Source organism: Sulfuricurvum sp., from assembly GCF_028710345.1.
In the GTDB taxonomy this organism is placed as follows: Bacteria; Campylobacterota; Campylobacteria; order Campylobacterales; family Sulfurimonadaceae; genus Sulfuricurvum.
This window is the reverse complement of sequence record NZ_JAQTUH010000007.1, coordinates 19,874-37,458: the sequence shown is the minus strand read 5'-3', so window position 1 is coordinate 37,458 and position 17,585 is coordinate 19,874. Positions and strand designations below refer to the sequence as shown.

At 44.7% G+C, this 17,585-nt stretch carries 18 protein-coding genes; 10 read left to right on the top strand and 8 right to left on the bottom strand.

Features of this window, described 5'->3' with window-relative positions; translation table 11 throughout:
- The first annotated feature begins 37 nt into the window (after positions 1-37).
- The 9 genes from PHC76_RS10030 (at position 38) to PHC76_RS09990 (ending at position 9,044) form a co-directional block, all read left to right on the top strand.
- The gene (locus PHC76_RS10030; RefSeq protein WP_299975223.1) at positions 38-637 is read left to right on the top strand and encodes a CDP-alcohol phosphatidyltransferase family protein; all 600 of its coding nucleotides are present in this window, start codon (positions 38-40) and stop codon (positions 635-637) included.
- The gene (locus PHC76_RS10025) at positions 634-1,572 is read left to right on the top strand and encodes a phosphatidate cytidylyltransferase (protein ID WP_300210017.1); all 939 of its coding nucleotides are present in this window, start codon (positions 634-636) and stop codon (positions 1,570-1,572) included. The genes PHC76_RS10030 and PHC76_RS10025 overlap by 4 nt, the downstream gene beginning before the upstream one ends.
- A gap of 9 nt (positions 1,573-1,581) precedes the next feature.
- Positions 1,582-2,202 carry a lysophospholipid acyltransferase family protein gene (locus PHC76_RS10020; protein ID WP_299974198.1) on the top strand — a complete coding sequence of 207 codons (621 nt, stop codon included), beginning with the start codon at positions 1,582-1,584 and terminating at the stop codon, positions 2,200-2,202.
- 88 nt (positions 2,203-2,290) lie between these two features.
- Positions 2,291-2,758: a hypothetical protein gene (locus PHC76_RS10015; protein ID WP_299974195.1), complete on the top strand. Its 468-nt coding sequence runs from the start codon at positions 2,291-2,293 to the stop codon at positions 2,756-2,758.
- 119 nt (positions 2,759-2,877) lie between these two features.
- Positions 2,878-3,867, top strand: coding sequence for an amidohydrolase family protein (locus tag PHC76_RS10010; protein WP_299974192.1), 990 nt, complete (start codon positions 2,878-2,880; stop codon positions 3,865-3,867).
- Positions 3,864-4,178 (top strand): metalloregulator ArsR/SmtB family transcription factor, encoded by a 315-nt coding sequence (locus PHC76_RS10005; protein ID WP_299974189.1) that lies wholly within the window; start codon positions 3,864-3,866, stop codon positions 4,176-4,178. Before PHC76_RS10010 ends, PHC76_RS10005 begins: the two co-directional genes overlap by 4 nt.
- Positions 4,175-6,304, top strand: a complete 2,130-nt coding sequence (aas, locus tag PHC76_RS10000; protein ID WP_299974186.1) for a bifunctional acyl-ACP--phospholipid O-acyltransferase/long-chain-fatty-acid--ACP ligase — start codon at positions 4,175-4,177, stop codon at positions 6,302-6,304. The genes PHC76_RS10005 and aas overlap by 4 nt, the downstream gene beginning before the upstream one ends.
- The gene (locus tag PHC76_RS09995; protein WP_300210014.1) at positions 6,301-7,560 is read left to right on the top strand and encodes an MFS transporter; all 1,260 of its coding nucleotides are present in this window, start codon (positions 6,301-6,303) and stop codon (positions 7,558-7,560) included. Before aas ends, PHC76_RS09995 begins: the two co-directional genes overlap by 4 nt.
- A complete protein-coding gene (locus PHC76_RS09990) occupies positions 7,557-9,044 on the top strand; it encodes a YiiX/YebB-like N1pC/P60 family cysteine hydrolase (RefSeq protein WP_299974181.1) in 1,488 nt (495 codons plus the stop codon). Before PHC76_RS09995 ends, PHC76_RS09990 begins: the two co-directional genes overlap by 4 nt.
- Positions 9,045-9,047: 3 nt before the next feature.
- Here PHC76_RS09990 and argB read toward each other — a convergent pair whose 3' ends face one another.
- From argB to PHC76_RS09960, 6 genes are read right to left on the bottom strand one after another with little or no spacing between them, the layout of a single operon-like run.
- A complete protein-coding gene (gene argB, locus PHC76_RS09985) occupies positions 9,048-9,899 on the bottom strand; it encodes an acetylglutamate kinase (RefSeq protein ID WP_299974179.1) in 852 nt (283 codons plus the stop codon).
- The gene (locus PHC76_RS09980) at positions 9,883-10,794 is read right to left on the bottom strand and encodes a tetraacyldisaccharide 4'-kinase (protein ID WP_299974177.1); all 912 of its coding nucleotides are present in this window, start codon (positions 10,792-10,794) and stop codon (positions 9,883-9,885) included. Before PHC76_RS09980 ends, argB begins: the two co-directional genes overlap by 17 nt.
- Positions 10,791-11,909, bottom strand: coding sequence for a DegT/DnrJ/EryC1/StrS aminotransferase family protein (locus PHC76_RS09975; RefSeq protein ID WP_299974175.1), 1,119 nt, complete (start codon positions 11,907-11,909; stop codon positions 10,791-10,793). Before PHC76_RS09975 ends, PHC76_RS09980 begins: the two co-directional genes overlap by 4 nt.
- Positions 11,910-11,919: 10 nt before the next feature.
- Positions 11,920-12,720, bottom strand: coding sequence for an NAD+ synthase (locus PHC76_RS09970; RefSeq protein WP_299974172.1), 801 nt, complete (start codon positions 12,718-12,720; stop codon positions 11,920-11,922).
- A gap of 60 nt (positions 12,721-12,780) precedes the next feature.
- On the bottom strand, positions 12,781-13,593 hold the full coding sequence (locus PHC76_RS09965; RefSeq protein ID WP_299974169.1) for a ferritin-like domain-containing protein: 813 nt from the start codon (positions 13,591-13,593) through the stop codon (positions 12,781-12,783).
- Positions 13,594-13,613: 20 nt separating this feature from the next.
- Entirely contained in the window at positions 13,614-15,434 is a 1,821-nt protein-coding gene (locus PHC76_RS09960) for a methyl-accepting chemotaxis protein (RefSeq protein WP_299974166.1), read from the bottom strand.
- A gap of 143 nt (positions 15,435-15,577) precedes the next feature.
- On the opposite strand from PHC76_RS09960, the gene PHC76_RS09955 reads away from it, so the two are divergent.
- The gene (locus tag PHC76_RS09955; RefSeq protein WP_299974163.1) at positions 15,578-16,171 is read left to right on the top strand and encodes an MBL fold metallo-hydrolase; all 594 of its coding nucleotides are present in this window, start codon (positions 15,578-15,580) and stop codon (positions 16,169-16,171) included.
- Positions 16,172-16,175: 4 nt separating this feature from the next.
- On the opposite strand, the gene PHC76_RS09950 is transcribed toward PHC76_RS09955, so the two are convergent.
- Both PHC76_RS09950 and cmoB read right to left on the bottom strand, forming a co-directional pair.
- The gene (locus tag PHC76_RS09950; RefSeq protein ID WP_299974160.1) at positions 16,176-16,643 is read right to left on the bottom strand and encodes a hotdog domain-containing protein; all 468 of its coding nucleotides are present in this window, start codon (positions 16,641-16,643) and stop codon (positions 16,176-16,178) included.
- A gap of 2 nt (positions 16,644-16,645) precedes the next feature.
- Entirely contained in the window at positions 16,646-17,539 is an 894-nt protein-coding gene (gene cmoB, locus PHC76_RS09945; protein ID WP_299974157.1) for a tRNA 5-methoxyuridine(34)/uridine 5-oxyacetic acid(34) synthase CmoB, read from the bottom strand.
- Positions 17,540-17,585 lie beyond the last annotated feature (46 nt).

Here is a 17,585-nt window from a genome sequence, read left to right as displayed (position 1 = left end):
TACACTAAAATACACCATCTTTTAAGACGGAATATATATGGCGACCATCTACGATCTCAAACCCGCTTTCCAAAATCTTCTTCGTCCTATAGTCCAAAATTTGGCACGCTTAGGGGCAACTCCGAATCAAATCACCTATGCGGCACTCGTTCTCTCTTTTATCGCGGGGGGTGCCGTTGCCCTCACCCACGGTGCACTCTGGACACTGCTATCTATCCCTGCGGTGATGTTTGTGAGAATGGCGCTCAACGCAATCGATGGGATGCTCGCCAAAGAGCACGATATGAAAAGCGATGCGGGGGCAATGCTGAATGAGATGAGCGATGTCCTCTCCGATGCGGCGCTTTATCTCCCTTTTGCCCTAATCGGCGGTGTCTCGGCACTTTGGGTTGTGCTATTTGTTATTATGGCTATCCTCACTGAGATGGCAGGAGTACTCGGAGCACTCATCGGGGGAGTGAGACGCTATGATGGCCCGATGGGGAAAAGCGATCGTGCTTTTGTGATCGGTTCCCTCTCGCTGGCTCTTGGGCTGGGAGTTTTGCCTGATGGGTGGTTTGATGCCATTATGATCGTCGCCACAGTGATGGGAGCGTGGACGGTACTTCGACGCTCTGTGCGGGGGTTAAAATCATGATAGAGACAATCACCACACTTTTTTCGGGTAAAAGCGGCATTGTTTTGCTGATTATTTTAGGGATATTGGCGTTTGCCACATTGATCGTATCGGTGCTGTTTCGTACCAAAACCTCCCAAGAGCTCAAAGATCGAGTCTACTCTTGGTGGATCATTATCGGTGCATTTATACTCGGGGCGATGCTCAACAACACCGTAGCAATGTTCTTTTTCGCCCTCATCAGCTATCTCGCCCTCAAAGAGTATTTCACCCTCATCCCCACCCGTCGAACCGATCGTCGGATCATCTTTTACGCCTACCTCTCCATCGTGTTTCAGTATTGGTTCGCGGGGGCGCAGTGGTATGGGATGTTTATCATTTGGATACCCGTCTATCTCTTTTTGCTCCTCCCGTTTCGTCAGGTACTCATCGGGGAGACGCAGGGATTTTTAGAGAACACGAGCCGCGTGCAGTGGGGGCTGATGATGTTCGTCTTTGGTCTCAGCCACCTCGCCTATATGATGACGCTTCCTGCTGTGGCGGGGCATGATGTCGGAGGCAAAGAGTTGGTGCTCTATCTCGTCGTCCTCACCGAACTCAATGATGTATTACAGTATCTCTGGGGCAAGGCTCTGGGCCGCCATAAAATCGTCCCGAAAGTTAGCCCCAACAAAACAGTCGAGGGATTTTTAGGGGCGTTCGTCACTCTCAGCGCCCTTGCGGTAGCGTTTTCGTTTCTCACCCCTTTTACGACGCTTCAAGCACTCGCGGCGGGGATGCTCATCAGCGGTGCGGGGTTCGTCGGCGATGTCGTCATCTCGATGGTCAAACGGGACATCGGGGTAAAAGATTCGGGGCATCTGCTGCCGGGGCATGGGGGGATACTTGATCGTGTCGATAGTCTCACCTATACTGCGCCGCTCTTTTTCCATTTCACCTACTATCTCTACTATTAGGATAATGAGATGCTAAAATGGCTCTTTTTCGCCCTCATCGTCCGTCCTACGGTACTGCTGATTTTCGGAGTGCATGTACGAGGGCGCGAACATCTAAGTATCGATAAACCCTGCATCATCGTCGCCAACCACAACAGCCATCTCGATACACTGGTGCTCATGAGCCTCTTTCCTTTGCGTAAAATTCACCGTATCCGCCCCGTCGCGGCGGCGGACTATTTTATGAAAAACCGCCTCATCGCGTGGCTCTCGACCCAGTTCATCGGGATTATCCCGCTGAGCCGAAAGGTAGAGAGATCGCACACCCATCCTCTCGAATCGGTGCGCCAAGCCCTCGAAGCGGGGGACAGTATCATCCTCTTTCCCGAAGGGAGTCGCGGAGAAGCGGAGCAGATGAGCAAATTCAAATCGGGGGTCGCCCATTTGGCAAAAATGGCTCCCCATATCAGTGTTGTCCCCATCTATCTCGGCGGTGCGGGAAAAGTGCTCCCCAAAGGGGAAGCGTTACTCGTCCCCTTTATCATCGATGTTCATATCAATGAGCCGATGATGATCGGCGAGGAAGATACCCAAGCGTTTACGGAGCGCTTGGAAGAGGTTATTAAAAAGGCAGGGGAGAGGGATATATGATATTTTTTAGAGTATTAGGAAGAACATTTTCAAGTTTAATATTGGCATGGAAGCGAGACAAAAATGCTATTTCACGAAGGAAGATTTAATGAAAAAAATATGGAATAAAGTTATCCTGAATAAAGTTTTGCTAATTTTGGCTTTCGTTACAATATTAGCAACTACAGCTTTTTTAACATTGACATATCCAACTTCATATACGCTGAAAAGTTGCTTCCTGCTGTTTGGAATAATTGCATTTATGGCACAAGAGAAGTCTTGGTTCTTGGTATCAAAAGTTAGTTTTTTGATATTTATTATGACTTTTCTTGTTATATCGATTATGCCAATAAGCTTCATAACATCATTTATTTTTTTCAATTTTATATTCGATGATGGCGAGAGTGAGCCATATATCCAAATTGTTTTAAGCAGTTTCGTAAGTATTGTTCTTGCGCTTGCTTCGCTAGTATCACTACCTAAGTATTTTATTCGAAATCCAATGATTGAACGCTTTGCATTGGGTATATTTATACTAATTTGTGTTGCTTCATTTGTGCTTGGCAAGTCTTTTTAAAAAATAGAGAATTGGATGAACTGACGTTGGAAAAGATGCTAATTTATATAATTACTAAGAATAAATTCAGCAAATCACCCGTAATATGTCAATATGTTTAAGTTTTTAGGAATGTAGTTATGAAAACCATCGATATCCATACCCACCTCCTCAGCAGTGATGTTGCGTTTGATCGTTTTTACGACAAATTGGCATTGCGTTTTTTCGCCAAAAAATTCGGGATGAATCCCAAAGCGCTCGTGAACAATCCCTACGGCGCATACACCCGCGCGTTGGTCGAATCGGTCAGAGGTTCACAACACGTTGAGAAAATCGTCCTCTTCGGTGTCGATGCACGGGTTGATGAGGAGGGAGCAATTCTTCACAAAGACATCACCGTGTGTGCAACCAACGAAGACGTGGCGGCACTCTACCGAGGGAACGAGGATGTCATCATCCCCTTTTTCTCTATCAACCCCAAACGCCCCGATGCGCTCGATCTCATCGACCGCTACGCCGATGCGGGATTTGCGGGGGCGAAGTTTTTGCAAAACTACTGGGGGGTCGATACCCGCGAAGCGCGTTATCGTCCTTATTTCGACAAACTCGCACAGCGCGGTCTGCCGCTGATCGTCCATGTGGGGAGTGAGAGCAGTGTTCACTCTTTTAAATCGTGCGAGAGTATCGAGATGTTGGATCAACCGCTCGAAGCGGGCGTTCAGGTGATCTGCGCCCACATGGCACTCACCTATGAGCCGCGCCAAATATTCAAAGCCCTCTCCAAAAATCCGAAACATTTTAACGACGAGTATTACATCCTCATCGATATGCTCAAGCGTTATCCGAATCTCTACGCCGACATCAGCGCCCTCCTCACCCCCGTGAGAGCGAAAGTCCTGCGCCATCTGAGCCTACAAAGCGACATCCATCACAAGCTCCTCTTCGGTACCGATTTCCCCGTACCCTTTAGCACGATGCTCAACAGCTACGATCTCCCCTATCGCAAACGCTTTGCCCTCTCGCGAGAAGCGAACCCGTTTGATCGCTATGCCAAAGCGATTTTAGAGTATTTCCCAGCAGAGAGTCCCATCTATACCAACTACACCAAATTACTAGGATCTGAAGTATGAAAACCAATTACACAGATGCCCTTCCAAGCGAGTGGAAACCGATGTCCGATATTTTTACCGCGTTGGGGGATGAGCACCGTCAACGGATGTTGATGCTTTTCGAACCCGATGAGCGGCTCACTGCCGGACAGATTTCAGATGCTTCGACGCTGGCACGTACTACGGTATCTCACCATTTGAAGATTTTACGTCAGGCAAATGTACTGCTCAGTGAAAAAAAAGGGAAAGAGGTGTGGTTTTGGATCAATAAACCTCTACTGGAGCAAACGTTTGGAAATGTACTATGTTATTTACAAGGAAATACTCAATGATTAAAGCAATTTTATATGTAATCGTCCGTCTTTTATTTCGGGTAAAAGTGGTCGGTGAGTTTCAGCGCGAAGAGAACCACACCGTAATCATCGCTAATCATCAGTCATTTTTGGATGGTTTGATTTTGGGGTTAGTACTTCCTATTAAACCGGTCTTTGTGGTTAATACTGAGATTGCCAAACGCCCGCTCGTTCGGATGTTTTTATCATTAAGTGAATATCTCGTCGTCGATCCCGCTAATCCGATGGCAATCAAACAAATCATCCGTCTCGTCGAAAGCGGTCGTCCTGTAGTTATCTTCCCTGAGGGGCGGATCACGACTACGGGAAGTTTGATGAAGATTTATGAGGGTTCGGCGTTTGTCACGGTTAAGACTGAAGCGACGATCCACCCCGTGATTATCGAGGGGGCGACGTTTAGTACCTTATCGCGTATGGGAAGCGATCATCCGACCCGCTGGTTTCCTCAAATCACCCTTACCTACTGCACCCCGACACGACTGAGTATCAGTGAAGGTGGAAGTGGACATGCGCGACGAACCAAGGCGGGTGAAGCGATGCGAACTCTGTTGCAAAAATCACTTTTCGAATCTCGCCGACCGAATGATCTCTACGGAGCATTTCTGGATGCCGTGAAGGTGTACGGTGCCTCACGAGAAATTATCGAAGACACTAAACAGATCGAATACACCTATCGTCAACTCCTCACCATGACGCTCGGTCTCGGACGGCTATTGATCCCTCATACCAAAAACGGGGAAGCGGTTGGGGTATTGATGCCGACAGCGGTTCCTACACTGGCTCTGATTTTAGGGCTTAGTGCGTTTGGGCGAACCCCTGCAATGCTCAACTTTACCGCAGGAAGTGATGGACTACAAAGCGCGTGTGAGGGGGCAATGATCCAAACCATCATCACCTCTAAAGCGTTTGTCGAACAAGCCAAACTTGACGCAAAACTGGGTGCCTTGAAAAACGTCCGACTCCTCTACCTCGAAGATCTCAAAGGGGAGATGGGGCTAATGGATAAGCTCTGGTTGATGGGATATGCGCGATTTTTCCCTAACGCTGTTCGGGTTAAATCCGATCCCGCGTCACCGTGTGTCATCCTCTTTACCTCAGGCTCTGAGGGAAAACCCAAAGGGGTTGTCCTCTCTCACGAGGCGATTTTGGCGAACATTTCTCAAATCCGTGCCATCGTCGATTTCTCGACTGAGGATAAGTTTCTCAATGCACTACCGATCTTTCACTCCTTCGGACTGACCGCAGGGACACTGTTGCCAATTTTAGGCGGGATACGCCTCTTTTTGTACCCATCGCCTCTACACTATCGGATTATCCCTGAGATCGCGTATGACCGATCATGTACAATATTATTCGCGACGGGCACATTTTTAAATCATTATGCGGCGCACGCTCATCCTTATGATTTTTACCGTTTGCGTTACGTCGCGGCGGGGGCAGAAAAACTCTCGGAGAGTGTACGCAATCTGTGGTTCGAAAAATTCGGGATACGGATTTTTGAAGGATACGGTGCGACCGAAACAGCTCCCGTTATCGCTGTCAATACTCCGATGGCATACCGAAGTGGAAGCGTAGGGCAGATACTCCCTGGGATCGAGGCGAAACTGATTCCCGTTCCGGGGATCGATGCGGGGGGAATTTTGCACGTCAAAGGTGCCAATGTGATGAGCGGCTATCTACGCTCTGAGCGTCCCGGATTTTTAGAAAAACCAACCTCTGAGGCGGGTGATGGGTGGTACGATACGGGAGACATCGTTACCATCGATGAGGAGGGGTTTGTCCGCATAGAAGGACGGGTAAAACGGTTTGCCAAAATCGCAGGAGAGATGATTTCGCTCGAATCGGTTGAAAAGCTCGCTATAACCACCTCTCCCACACACTTTCATGCAGTTTCATCACAACCTGATGAGAGCCGAGGAGAAGCGATCGTCCTCTTTACCACCGATAAAGAGATGAAGCGCGAGAATCTGCAACAGAGTGCCCGCGCGGGTGGGTACCCTGAAATTGCTGTCCCTAAAAAAATCGTTTATATCGATGCCATTCCCCTCCTCGGCACCGGAAAAACCGATTACGTCACCCTCAAATCGATGGCGGCAGAGGCATGAGTACACCGTTTTACCTCTTTCGCACGAGCCGTTTTGCCCCCCTTTTCGGCACCCAGTTTTTAGGGGCATTCAACGATAATCTCTATAAAAATACCCTCGCGGTACTCCTCACTTTTCAAGCCGCCGAGTGGACATCGATATCCTCAGCCCTCCTCGCTCCGCTCATCGGAGCAGTGTTTATCGCTCCGTTTTTTCTCTTTTCAGGATTATCTGGGGAGATTGCCGATCGGCTCGATAAAGCACGTCTTGCTCGGATCGTCAAAGTGTGGGAGATCATGATGATGATCGTCGCCGTGGCGGGATTTGCTACCCACACATTTGCGACACTTTTACTCGTCGTGTTTGGGATGGGGATGCACTCGACCCTCTTTGGTCCTATCAAATACTCCATTATTCCCCAACATATGAGAGAAAACGAGCTGATCGGGGCGAATGCCCTCATCGAGTCGGGGACGTTCGGGGCAATTTTACTCGGGACGATTGCTGGGGGTGCGCTCGCCGCGATTCCCAACGGTGGAGTGATCGCTTCATCAGGTGCGTTGATTGTCGCCGTGGTTGGCTATCTCTTTAGCCGCTATATCCCCTCCGCTCCACCTCCGAACCGTGCAGAACCGTTTGCCTTCGGCTTTTGGAAACATACGATGGATGCGATTGCTCTAGCGTATCGAGATCGTCTTGTCTTTTTAGCTATTTTGGCAATATCGTGGTTTTGGCTCTATGGGGCGTTGCTCCTCTCGCAGTTTCCCTCATTGGTGAAAGATCTTTTGATGGGGAGTGAGGAGACGGTAACACTGATCCTCGCCCTCTTTACTCTGGGGATCGGTGTCGGATCGGCATTGTGTGAGCGGTTGAGTCACCACCATGTGCGCTACGGTATTGTCGTTGCCGGAGGGATCGGGATGGCGGTTGCAGGGGTGGATTTTGCATGGGGGATCGGAACGTTTGTGCCCTCTGGTGCATTGTCGCAAAATTTCCATTTTTGGCGGATCGTCGCCGATGTGACACTGCTGGGAATTTTCGGCGGGTTGTACAGCGTTCCGCTGTATGCACTGGTGCAGGAGCGTAGCGCACCTGAGGCACGTTCACGTATCATCGCTGCTAATAACATCTTAAATGCACTGTTTATGGTTTTGGGAGCAGTAATGACAATGGCAATCCTCTCCGCAGGATATAACATCGCATGGCTTTTTGGGATTGTAGCACTGGGGACGGCAGTAGTAGGGTATATCATCTATAATGTGAGGAGAGAGAGATGAAAAAGATTTTAGTAGGATTTAGCTGTGCATGGCTAATGATAGTGTCTCCTGCTTCGAGTAGCGATACTACACAAGCGGATTTAGCACAACTGGTTAATTCTGCCCGTCATAATGACGCGGTAGCGGTCGAAAAACTCATACAACGTTCTGTATTACTGAGGGAAAAAGTTCCTCCATTTGTGGCAGAAGCAGACAAAGTAATCAAGGCTCGAAACGGTGCTGTAAGTTCATCGATTTCAGCGACGATAGCCGGTTCGATCCATGAGGCAGATTCAATCCGAACATCACTTTTCCCCTATGCATTACGCTATCGCCATATTCTTTACCGCACTGATGGCTCCATCGACGACCGTGACCGTATCGAATCAATCCTCATTTCGATGGCGGCAGCACTGACCCTCTATGATAATGCCAGTTTTATGGAAAAACACATAGGAGATAAAAAAGCAATCCGCGAAAAGCTCAATGAAGCTTATCCTGAATATGGCGTAGAAGAAAATTTTTACAAAGATTCTCTAATGCGTTCTAACGCCATTGCCTACCGTCCGACCATGCTCGATGCTATCCGATTTTTCGAGGATAACCGCAAATCTATCGCCTATTATGTTGCCAATGGTGATAAGTCTATACGTACACTTTATGAATACATCGACCGCTCACCGATGCGGGTAACACTCGGAGGCGATAATGCATTTAAAGAGATCGCCGATCAGGTCAGTGCACTCGTCTCTCGCACAGTAGAACTACCATTTTCTGCGGTCGATAAATTGAAGTTCAATTTCTCTAAAGGATTAGGAAATACGATGGGGATGGTGCGATGGCGAAGCGGTAAACTCCGTAATGATAAAGAATTTCTAAAAGAGTTCTCTACCAACCTGAAGCCGGGAGACATCCTCCTCGAAAAGACACCTTTTGCCCTCACCGATAAAACGATCCCAGGACATTTCGGTCACGCGGCGATTTACATCGGTACGTATGAGCAGCTTCGTGAACTGGGTGCACTCAATACCCCATTCGTCCGCAAACATCTCGATCAGATTCGTGAGGGGAAAGTAATCCTCGAAGCGTTACGTGAGGGAGTAGTGCTTAACAGTGTAGAGCACTTTATGAACATCGATGATGTAGCAGTTTTACGCCCGAACAGACTCGAAGCCGATGCGATGCGTACATCACTCGATTTGGCGATGAGCCATTTCGGAAAAAAATACGATTTTGATTTCAACGTCAACACTACGGAGACAATTGTCTGTTCCGAACTCGTCTACGCTGCCTATCCTCAGATCGATTTTATGACGAAAAAAGTGCTCACCAGTTTTACCATCTCACCCGATGATATCGCCATACTCGCTTCAGGAGATAGCAACGCTCCCTTAGAGTTGACATTTTTTGCCCATGATGGGAAAAAGGTGTATGTAAAAGGGGCAAAAGCTGATGGGGCAAAACTCTATCGTACCCTAGTGGGGATCGAAACAAAATATCGCTAAGGACTACAGCGTAATTTGTGTCCCAACGCCTTCAGAAGTGAAGAGTTCGAGCAAAATCGCGTGTTCGATCCGTCCGTCGATAATATGGGCTTTTTTTACCCCCATATCGACCGCTTCGAGACATGAGTCCACTTTGGGAACCATCCCGCCACTAATCGTTCCATCAGCTTTGAGCGCTTCAACTTCCGCTTCGCTGAGGGTTGAAAAAAGCTCTTTATCGTTATTTAATACACCCGGAGTGTCGGTCATAAAGATCACTTTACACGCTCCTATAGCTGCCGCGACTGCTGAAGCGGCAAGATCGGCGTTGATATTGTATCCTGGATGACCGACGATAGGATCAGAACCGATAGGGGCGATGACGGGGATAAACCCTTCGCGCAACAAATTATGGATTACATCCGCTTTCACACTCTCGACGCGCCCCGTAAGCCCGAATTTTGCTTCGTCTTTGGGTTTTGCACGCAAAAAATGGGCATCTTTACCGCTAATACCGATTGCTTTGGCACCGTAGGAGTTGAGCAATGAGGTGATCTCTTTATTAATCTCACCACTGAGAACCATCTCGACGATTCGCATCACTTCGGGGGTGCTGACCCGTTCACCATCGATAAACTCGGTCGGGATTTTGAGATCACTCAAAAGCTGAGAAATACGGCTTCCACCACCGTGTACGATTACCACTTTTACCCCGACGAGGTGAAGCAATACGATATCTTGGGCAAATTTGGCTTTAAGTTCATCGGAAGTTTGAGCCGAACCACCGTATTTGATGACCACGATTTCATCACGAAACTCTTTGATGAACGGCATCGCGTCCATCAGGGTTTTGACGGTATCAATCTTTTTTTGCATAAACATATTCCTTTACAGTCGTTATTAATGTCTCATCAAGCTCTAAGCTGAGTTCCAAAATAGAATAATTAAATTTAAACGATGACATTTTAACCAAGTCTTTACGAGTTACCAAGAGGCTTGTCGCATTATGTCGCTTTAGAATCTCTCCCAGTTCATGTTCGCTAAAAAAATGATGATCTTCAAAATAAACTTTCTCTACTACATCGGGCAGATAGGGATCAAGCCTCTCAGGTCGAGCAATCGCCGTAACCAAAACCATAGTCTCAGTCGGATTGGTAATACTCACATGACGTTTAAAAGACTCCTCTTCTCGCACAATCACAACATTTTTACGGCTCCATAATTTTTCACGATACGGACCACTTGGAAGACAAAAAGTATTAGGAGTTTTTACATGGATAATGAGGTTTAGCTTTTTAATCGAATGTTTGCCGTATCCATCATCGAGCAATACCATATCACATCCCATCGAGAGAGCTTCCGCAATTGCCCTCTCACGCTTTTCCGAGACAATGACCACAGCATGGGGGAGAGATTGCGCATAAAGCATCGCTTCATCCCCCGATTGAACTACATCACAAAGAATCGTCCGATCTTTAACAACAACCATCCCACGACTTTGACGACCGTAGCCCCGTAATACAATAGCCGGACGTTTAAAATGGCGAGAGAGTTCCATCACCAACGGTGTTTTACCACTTCCACCTACCGTGAGGTTCCCAACACTCACGACAGGAATTCCAAAATTTTTCGCTCTGCTACGCAAATAACGGATATAAGCGATTAGACAATAAAGTAACGTGAAAGGTAAGAGTAAAAAAGAGAGAATTTTTTGAATGCGAGTGGGGTGATAAAGATACTGTTCACCCCAAAGAATCGCTAAACGTTTCAAACGCGTGTCGATGCCACATCCAAAATTGCATCACAAATCTCTTCCACATCCTCATCACTGAGCGCACCATGACATGGGATAGAAAGGACTTGAGAATAATTGCGTAACGCAACCGGAAAATCATTAATACGAAGCGAATATTTTGCTTTATAATAACTGAGCAAATGAATAGGGATATAATGCAATCCCGTTTCAATCCCACGTTCCTTTAACTCACGGGCAAACGAATCACGGTTTTTATCGATTTTAATAATATAGAGCGAAAAAGCATGCTCTTGCTCTACCACCGGCAAAGAGATATGCGGTGCATCAGAGAGACGTTCATTAAAAATAGCCGCTATCTCTTGTTGACGCGCAATAATATCATCTTGTTTTTCGAGTTGCACCAAAATCGTTGCCGCATCCAAAGGGCTCATAGTATATTGACTTCCGATGTCGGTTACATCATATACGTATCCTAGCGAATCATCATCCACTTGCATTGCATGATGACGCAGTGATTTTGCCCTCTCTATAATGTCTTCATCATTACTCACCATCATCCCGCCATTGCAAACATTCGGACGCAAATGGGGACTAAAATCAAAACAGGTAATATCCGCACCGGTAGAACCGATTTTTTTACCTTTATAGGTAGCACCGAGCGCATCGGAAGCATCTTCAATTACTTTCACCTCATACATTTTGGCAATAGCATAAAGACGATCCAAATCGACACTTTGACCGGCTATATGCGAAACAATCACCGCTTTGAGCTTTTTACTTTTATTCTCACTCAAATAGGCTTCGAGCTTATCCAAATCGATACTAAACAAATCGAGATGGATATCGATAAAAATCGGTTCCGCATCGAAATGACGTACCACTTCGGGGACACTCGGATAAGCGTTAATCGAACAGAGTACTTTATCTCCCCGTTTTAAATCGATTGCCAACATCGCCAAATGAAGTGCCGATGTACCATGTGAGGTCGCAAGGGCAAACGTTGAGCCGATATAACTCTCAAATGCCGCTTCTAAATCTTCGATAATATTCGGAGCTTCGCCATCAAACACCTCATCGATTTTTTCGCGCTCATCTCCGCCAACGTCAACTCTAAAAAATGGGATACTCATACAATGCTCCTTATAAGGTTATATCTCTTGGATAATTAAAATCATGATTCAATGTGCGTGATGTCAATTTAGCAATAATCGGCATTCGACGCTTAAACTGGTTTCGATAAATTTTTTCGATAATTAATTCAACTAACTCTTTTTTTTCACCTTGGGCAATCAGCTCCTCTTTGGTGAGACGTGATTCGACGTAGAGCTTGAGTACACGGTCAAGTTCTGAATAGGGATACCCTATTTCGTTCTCATCACTCTGGCCCTCCCACAAATCAGCCGATGGAGGTTTGGAAATGATTGAATCGTTTACACCAAGATAACGGGCTAACTCAAATACTTCGGTTTTATACAAATCGCCGATGGGATTCAAAGCACTTGCTAAATCACCATGGAGAGTTCCATACCCGAGCATCAGTTCACTTTTGTTACTCGTCCCAAGAACCAAAGCGTTTTCTCGTGCCGAAATATCGAAAAGTGTAACCATTCGTAACCGAGCAGAAAGATTCCCGATTCGAAGCGGTGACATCGTCTCATTTTGGTACGCTCTGAGCATCGGCTCGATAGTATGCACCTCAGAACGAATCCCGAAACGCTCACACAACGCATCCGCATCATTCAGTGAACTTTGAGACGAATAGTGCGAAGGCATTTTGACACAGAGTAAATTATCACCAAACACCTGATGCGCCAAAACCGCCACCACAGCGGAATCGAGCCCACCGCTCAATCCTACGACTACCTTTTTAAAGCCAGTTTTGTGAACTTCATGATCTAAAAAACCACTCAAATAGCGACTAATTAATTCATACTTATTCACACAAACACCTTACTGGAATATTAACTATTTGTATTATAACTAATTTTTTGCATTAAGTTGTTAACAATCCACTAATGAAATTTGTTTCAAATCTTCACTACTAAATCCGGCTAATTTTCGAGCCTTACAGTTGATTCCGACCCGACGGGGAAAACTTCGTGGATAATACCTCTCAACGATTTCAAAATAGATATCACTATCACATCGTTGACGTTCACATGCTATTTTAAACCATCGATCCCCACGTTGCACATGATCAATCTCTTCGTCTAAAATCACCTCTAATGCAGAAATGATTTTTTCAACCATCGTATTTTTCTTCAACGGAATCAATTTGGCTAAAATCAACGGTGTAGCATCCAAACCGTTTGCTTCAAGATAACGAGGAACAACTGCCATACGTTCCAATAACGTTAACGTCCGCATCGACGCTTCAAAAAGGGCATCATGTACGGGACATGCTCCATAAAAGCTCCCTAACTCTTTTAATAATGCCTCAATCATCTCGAAATGGCGCACCTCATCTTCGGCCACTTTGAGCCAATCACGAGTAAATTCTTCTCCAACATCACGAAATCGATACGCCGCATCGAGTGCTAAATCGATAGCGCTGTATTCGATATGAGCCACCGCATGAAGAAGCAAAATTTGACCTTCAGGAGTGTCGAGTTTATTACGTTTCGGGACTGTTTTGGGATCAACGATAGTACAAAATCGACTGTACGAAGGATATTCGAATATTTTTGGCTCAGATGAATAATCCACTGTAAATCCATTATCAAGATATCGCAGATAAAATGGTTTAAACGCCGACAGTTTTTCGAACGGATTATCCACAGTTATGAGTTGTTCTAGGGTTGCATAAAGTTCCATAATCAGAATTATACACTCCCTTAATGATGTATTCTCTCCCCAATCATTTGGTTCAATATCTCAAATAATATTGCACTGTTACGTTCTACTTCAGCGAATGCCCCTATAATCTCTTGCTTACGCTCAACACAATTATGTTGTGCAATACACTCCAATGCTCTATGGACGTTATCGTGAACCGCTTTATGCGGAGCTTCAAGGCGAATATATGATTGTGTATGTCCAAACGCTTTTTTACCATCACCGTGTTCATACCATTTGCCCAAACGACAATCATGATGATTGGCAAATGTTCCTTGCAATTCACATTTGAAAATCGAGCTGTATCCGTTGAATTTAAACACAAGGTGATCAAGTTTTGCCAAAATACCGAATATTTCAAAAGCAATCGCTTCATTATGCCCTTTAATCACCGACGTATTCGTGATTAAATCGTCCAAAGAGTATTTAAACTCATCGAGTTTTTGACTTGACTGTGTCGCTTGTTCTTCTGTCGTCTCACTGCTCTCAATCATAGTTGCAGCATTTTGTTTAAGAACATTGATGGTCATCTCAACTTCTTGTGTCGCTTTTTGCGTCCGTTCTGCAAGTTTACGCACCTCATCGGCAACAACAGCAAATCCTCGTCCATGTTCTCCTGCACGTGCGGCTTCAATAGCGGCGTTCAATGCCAAAAGATTGGTTTGATCGGAAATATCTTTAATCAAAGCAATAACTTGACCGATTTCGTCAATACTTCGACTTAAACTTTCAGTATTAGTACGCATCTCATTAATCATTACCACAACATGGGTGATAGAATCCATGATTGCACCCGTACTCTCTTGTACCAACTCCATCACCGAAGTAGTTTTATCATTTAAACCCGTAATAGTTGTAACGCTATCTATCGTCTGAGTCATATGAGACTGCAAATCTTTCGACCCACTTAATGCACCATGCGTCATCTGATCGGCAAGTGCAATCATAAGACTCGACTGATCCAAACTTTCACTTGCCGACTTTTGTGCATTTTGAGCCGATAGTGCATGTTCTTCCGCTTTTTTAGCAACCTCTTCTACGTTATCAAGCAACCGGTTAAAATTGTTAGCAACATCCGAAATTTCATCTTCACCTTTGAGTATAACCCGTTTTGACAAATTAGCTTCACTTGATGCCATTTCACGTACCACTACATCAATCTCACCCAATCGACGTAATATTCTATTACTAAGCCATAACAATCCAATATTGATAATAAAAAAACTCAAAATTGCGATAATAATTTGTGTCGCTTTACCTGATTTTTCAATCTTTTCCCCATCTGATTCGTCATTTTTGACCTCTTCATTGAGTTTGACTACAAATTGATTAATAGCCTCTTCATGAGCATTAAAATAGGAGCGTAAAACTTTGCTTTGAACATCTTCAGCTTCTTCATAATTTCCAGCTTTAACAAGCGGTATCAATCGATTATCTAAAATATTAAAATATTCCAAAGCCTGTTTATAACTCTCTCCAGTAAGCTCTTTTTTTAGTTCATCATTGACATACTTATTACTCTCCCAATACGCATGACGATCTTTATAGTCTTGTTCAATTTTCGCCAATTGATCTATAATCTGATCCATCTTCGGAGCATTTTTTGGACGTATCAAATCCCGTACTACTAAACGAGCTTCCACAAGATAAAGGGGCGGAGGCATAACATCAGCAATAAGATCCTTGTCTGCAATAATCTCATTATAGCTTTCACCACCTATCTTAATTTTTTCTACCGTTATGTAAGTGATAACATTACTTAACACCAAGATAATCAGAATAGCAAAATTAACCATACGCAATTGATTTTTAATATTCATAAATTCTTCCTTAATTTAGCGGTTAAACTATATATTTTCACGTTCAATACCTATATTGTATTCTAGTATAAATAAAATTCTTAAATTCTTAAATTTACCCGATATGCTAACCTATGCTACAATTCTCATAAAAAGAGCACTGTATGGAAATTTTAAAACAACCGATGGGCGAGTATCAAACCAACTGTTATATTGTCAAAATCGATGGCAAAGAGATTATCATCGATCCGGGTGTCGGAGCAACACCGTGGGTAATGGCAAACGTCACGAACCCAATCGCTATTCTTAATACCCATGGTCATTTCGATCATGTATGGAGTAATAAAGAGCTCAAAGAAACACTTAAAATACCTCTCTATACCCCTAAAGGAGACGTTCCTCTTCTCACCTCCAGTAGTTTTATGCCGGGATTGCCCCCCTCAACTCCTGATGTTGAAGTCGAGGGGGATCAAACACTTGATATCGGAGGTATTAGTGTCAAATTTCACCATTTTCCAGGACATTGTCCGGGATGTTCGATGATTGAGATAGACGATGTGATGTTTAGCGGAGATTTTTTATTTCAAAACTCTATCGGACGGTATGATTTCCCCTACTCTAACGCGGAGGATATGAAAAAAAGTTTGGAAAAAATGAAAAAAATACCCTATGAAAGAACCCTCTATCCGGGGCATGGAGAGAGTACCACTCTCTCTAGGGAACAACGAAACGCCGATTACTGGCTACGAATGTTCTAACCCCTTACTCTTCGATATTTTTAAGCAAATCGAGACGCAAAACATGGCGCTCGGTGATAACAGTTTTAAAATCCCCTTCAAAAACTTTAATTTCGTGAACATACCCTTTAACACTAACGGTACGTTTACGCCCCTCTTTTTGATGCTCTTCTGCTTCAAAGGTAACATGATCTCCTACTCGTACGGGTGAGAGAAAAAGGCAATTGCACGAAGCTAAAACGACATTAGGTGCATTCACGGCAGCCATCGCTGCAAAATCGGCAGCACTAAAAATAAACCCCCCGTGAACCAATCCAACATCATCTGCACGCATCACCTCAATCGTCTCTAAAAGTACTTTTGCATACCCTGCCCTCAAAGCAATTACTTCACCGCTGAATGTATTACTAATTTTTTCATGGGTGTTTAGAGAATCTTGCTGGTTGGATACCACTTGCAAAACATCTTCTTCCTCGTTACGCTCTTTTGCCAAAATTACCCCTTTTTAAGTCGTACGTATCCTCGCACCGGTGCGGGATACCCTTCTACTGTTTTGCTATTATCGGCAGGATCGAGAAAATCTTCAAGACTTTGCGATTCAATCCAATCGGTTTTCCGTTGTTCGTCTGATGTCGTTACCACCGTTCCCAATACCTCAAACGATTTAAACCCCGCACGTAAGCACCAATTTTCCAACGCTTTAAGGGTCGGGACAAAATAGACATTGGTAATTTTCGAATAACTCTCGCTTGGACAGAGGGCATAAGGTTCATCTCCCTCAATAATAAAGGTATCGAGATAAATCTCACCCCCCTCTGCCAAACCTTTGGCTAAATCTTTGAGCATACCTACAGGGTCGCTTCGATGATACAACACCCCAAGGCAAAAAATAGTATCAAATTTCTCTTCATAAAACGGGAGATGTTCTACACCTAACAACTCATACACTATTTCGCTTTTGACAAAATGGTTGATAAAATCAAACTGCGATTTAAAAAGTGCCGAAGGGTCAAACCCAACCACTTTAGCAGGAGTATCTTCGAGAAAACGGAACATATAATAGCCGTTATTGCATCCGATGTCAGCTACTTTTTTACCCATTAAATTAAAATAGGGACGGAGAAAGTTGTATTTTAAATCACTGCGCCACTCGGTATCGATACACAACCCGAAGAGGTCAAACGGCCCTTTTCTCCATGGCATCATGAGTCGAGCTATTTTTTCTAACTCAACAATATCGACATTTTCATTGCTTGAAATAGTGACACAATCACCTGTAGTTGCTTCCGTAACAACATCAGGAAGATTTCCCAACGCTTCGCGTAAAGGGGCAATATTTTTCCACGTCATCCATTTTTGACGCTCTTGGCGAATCTCCACTAAGTTCACGGCTTTTATCCTCACTGTTAAAACCATAATTTTAACAATTCTTCGC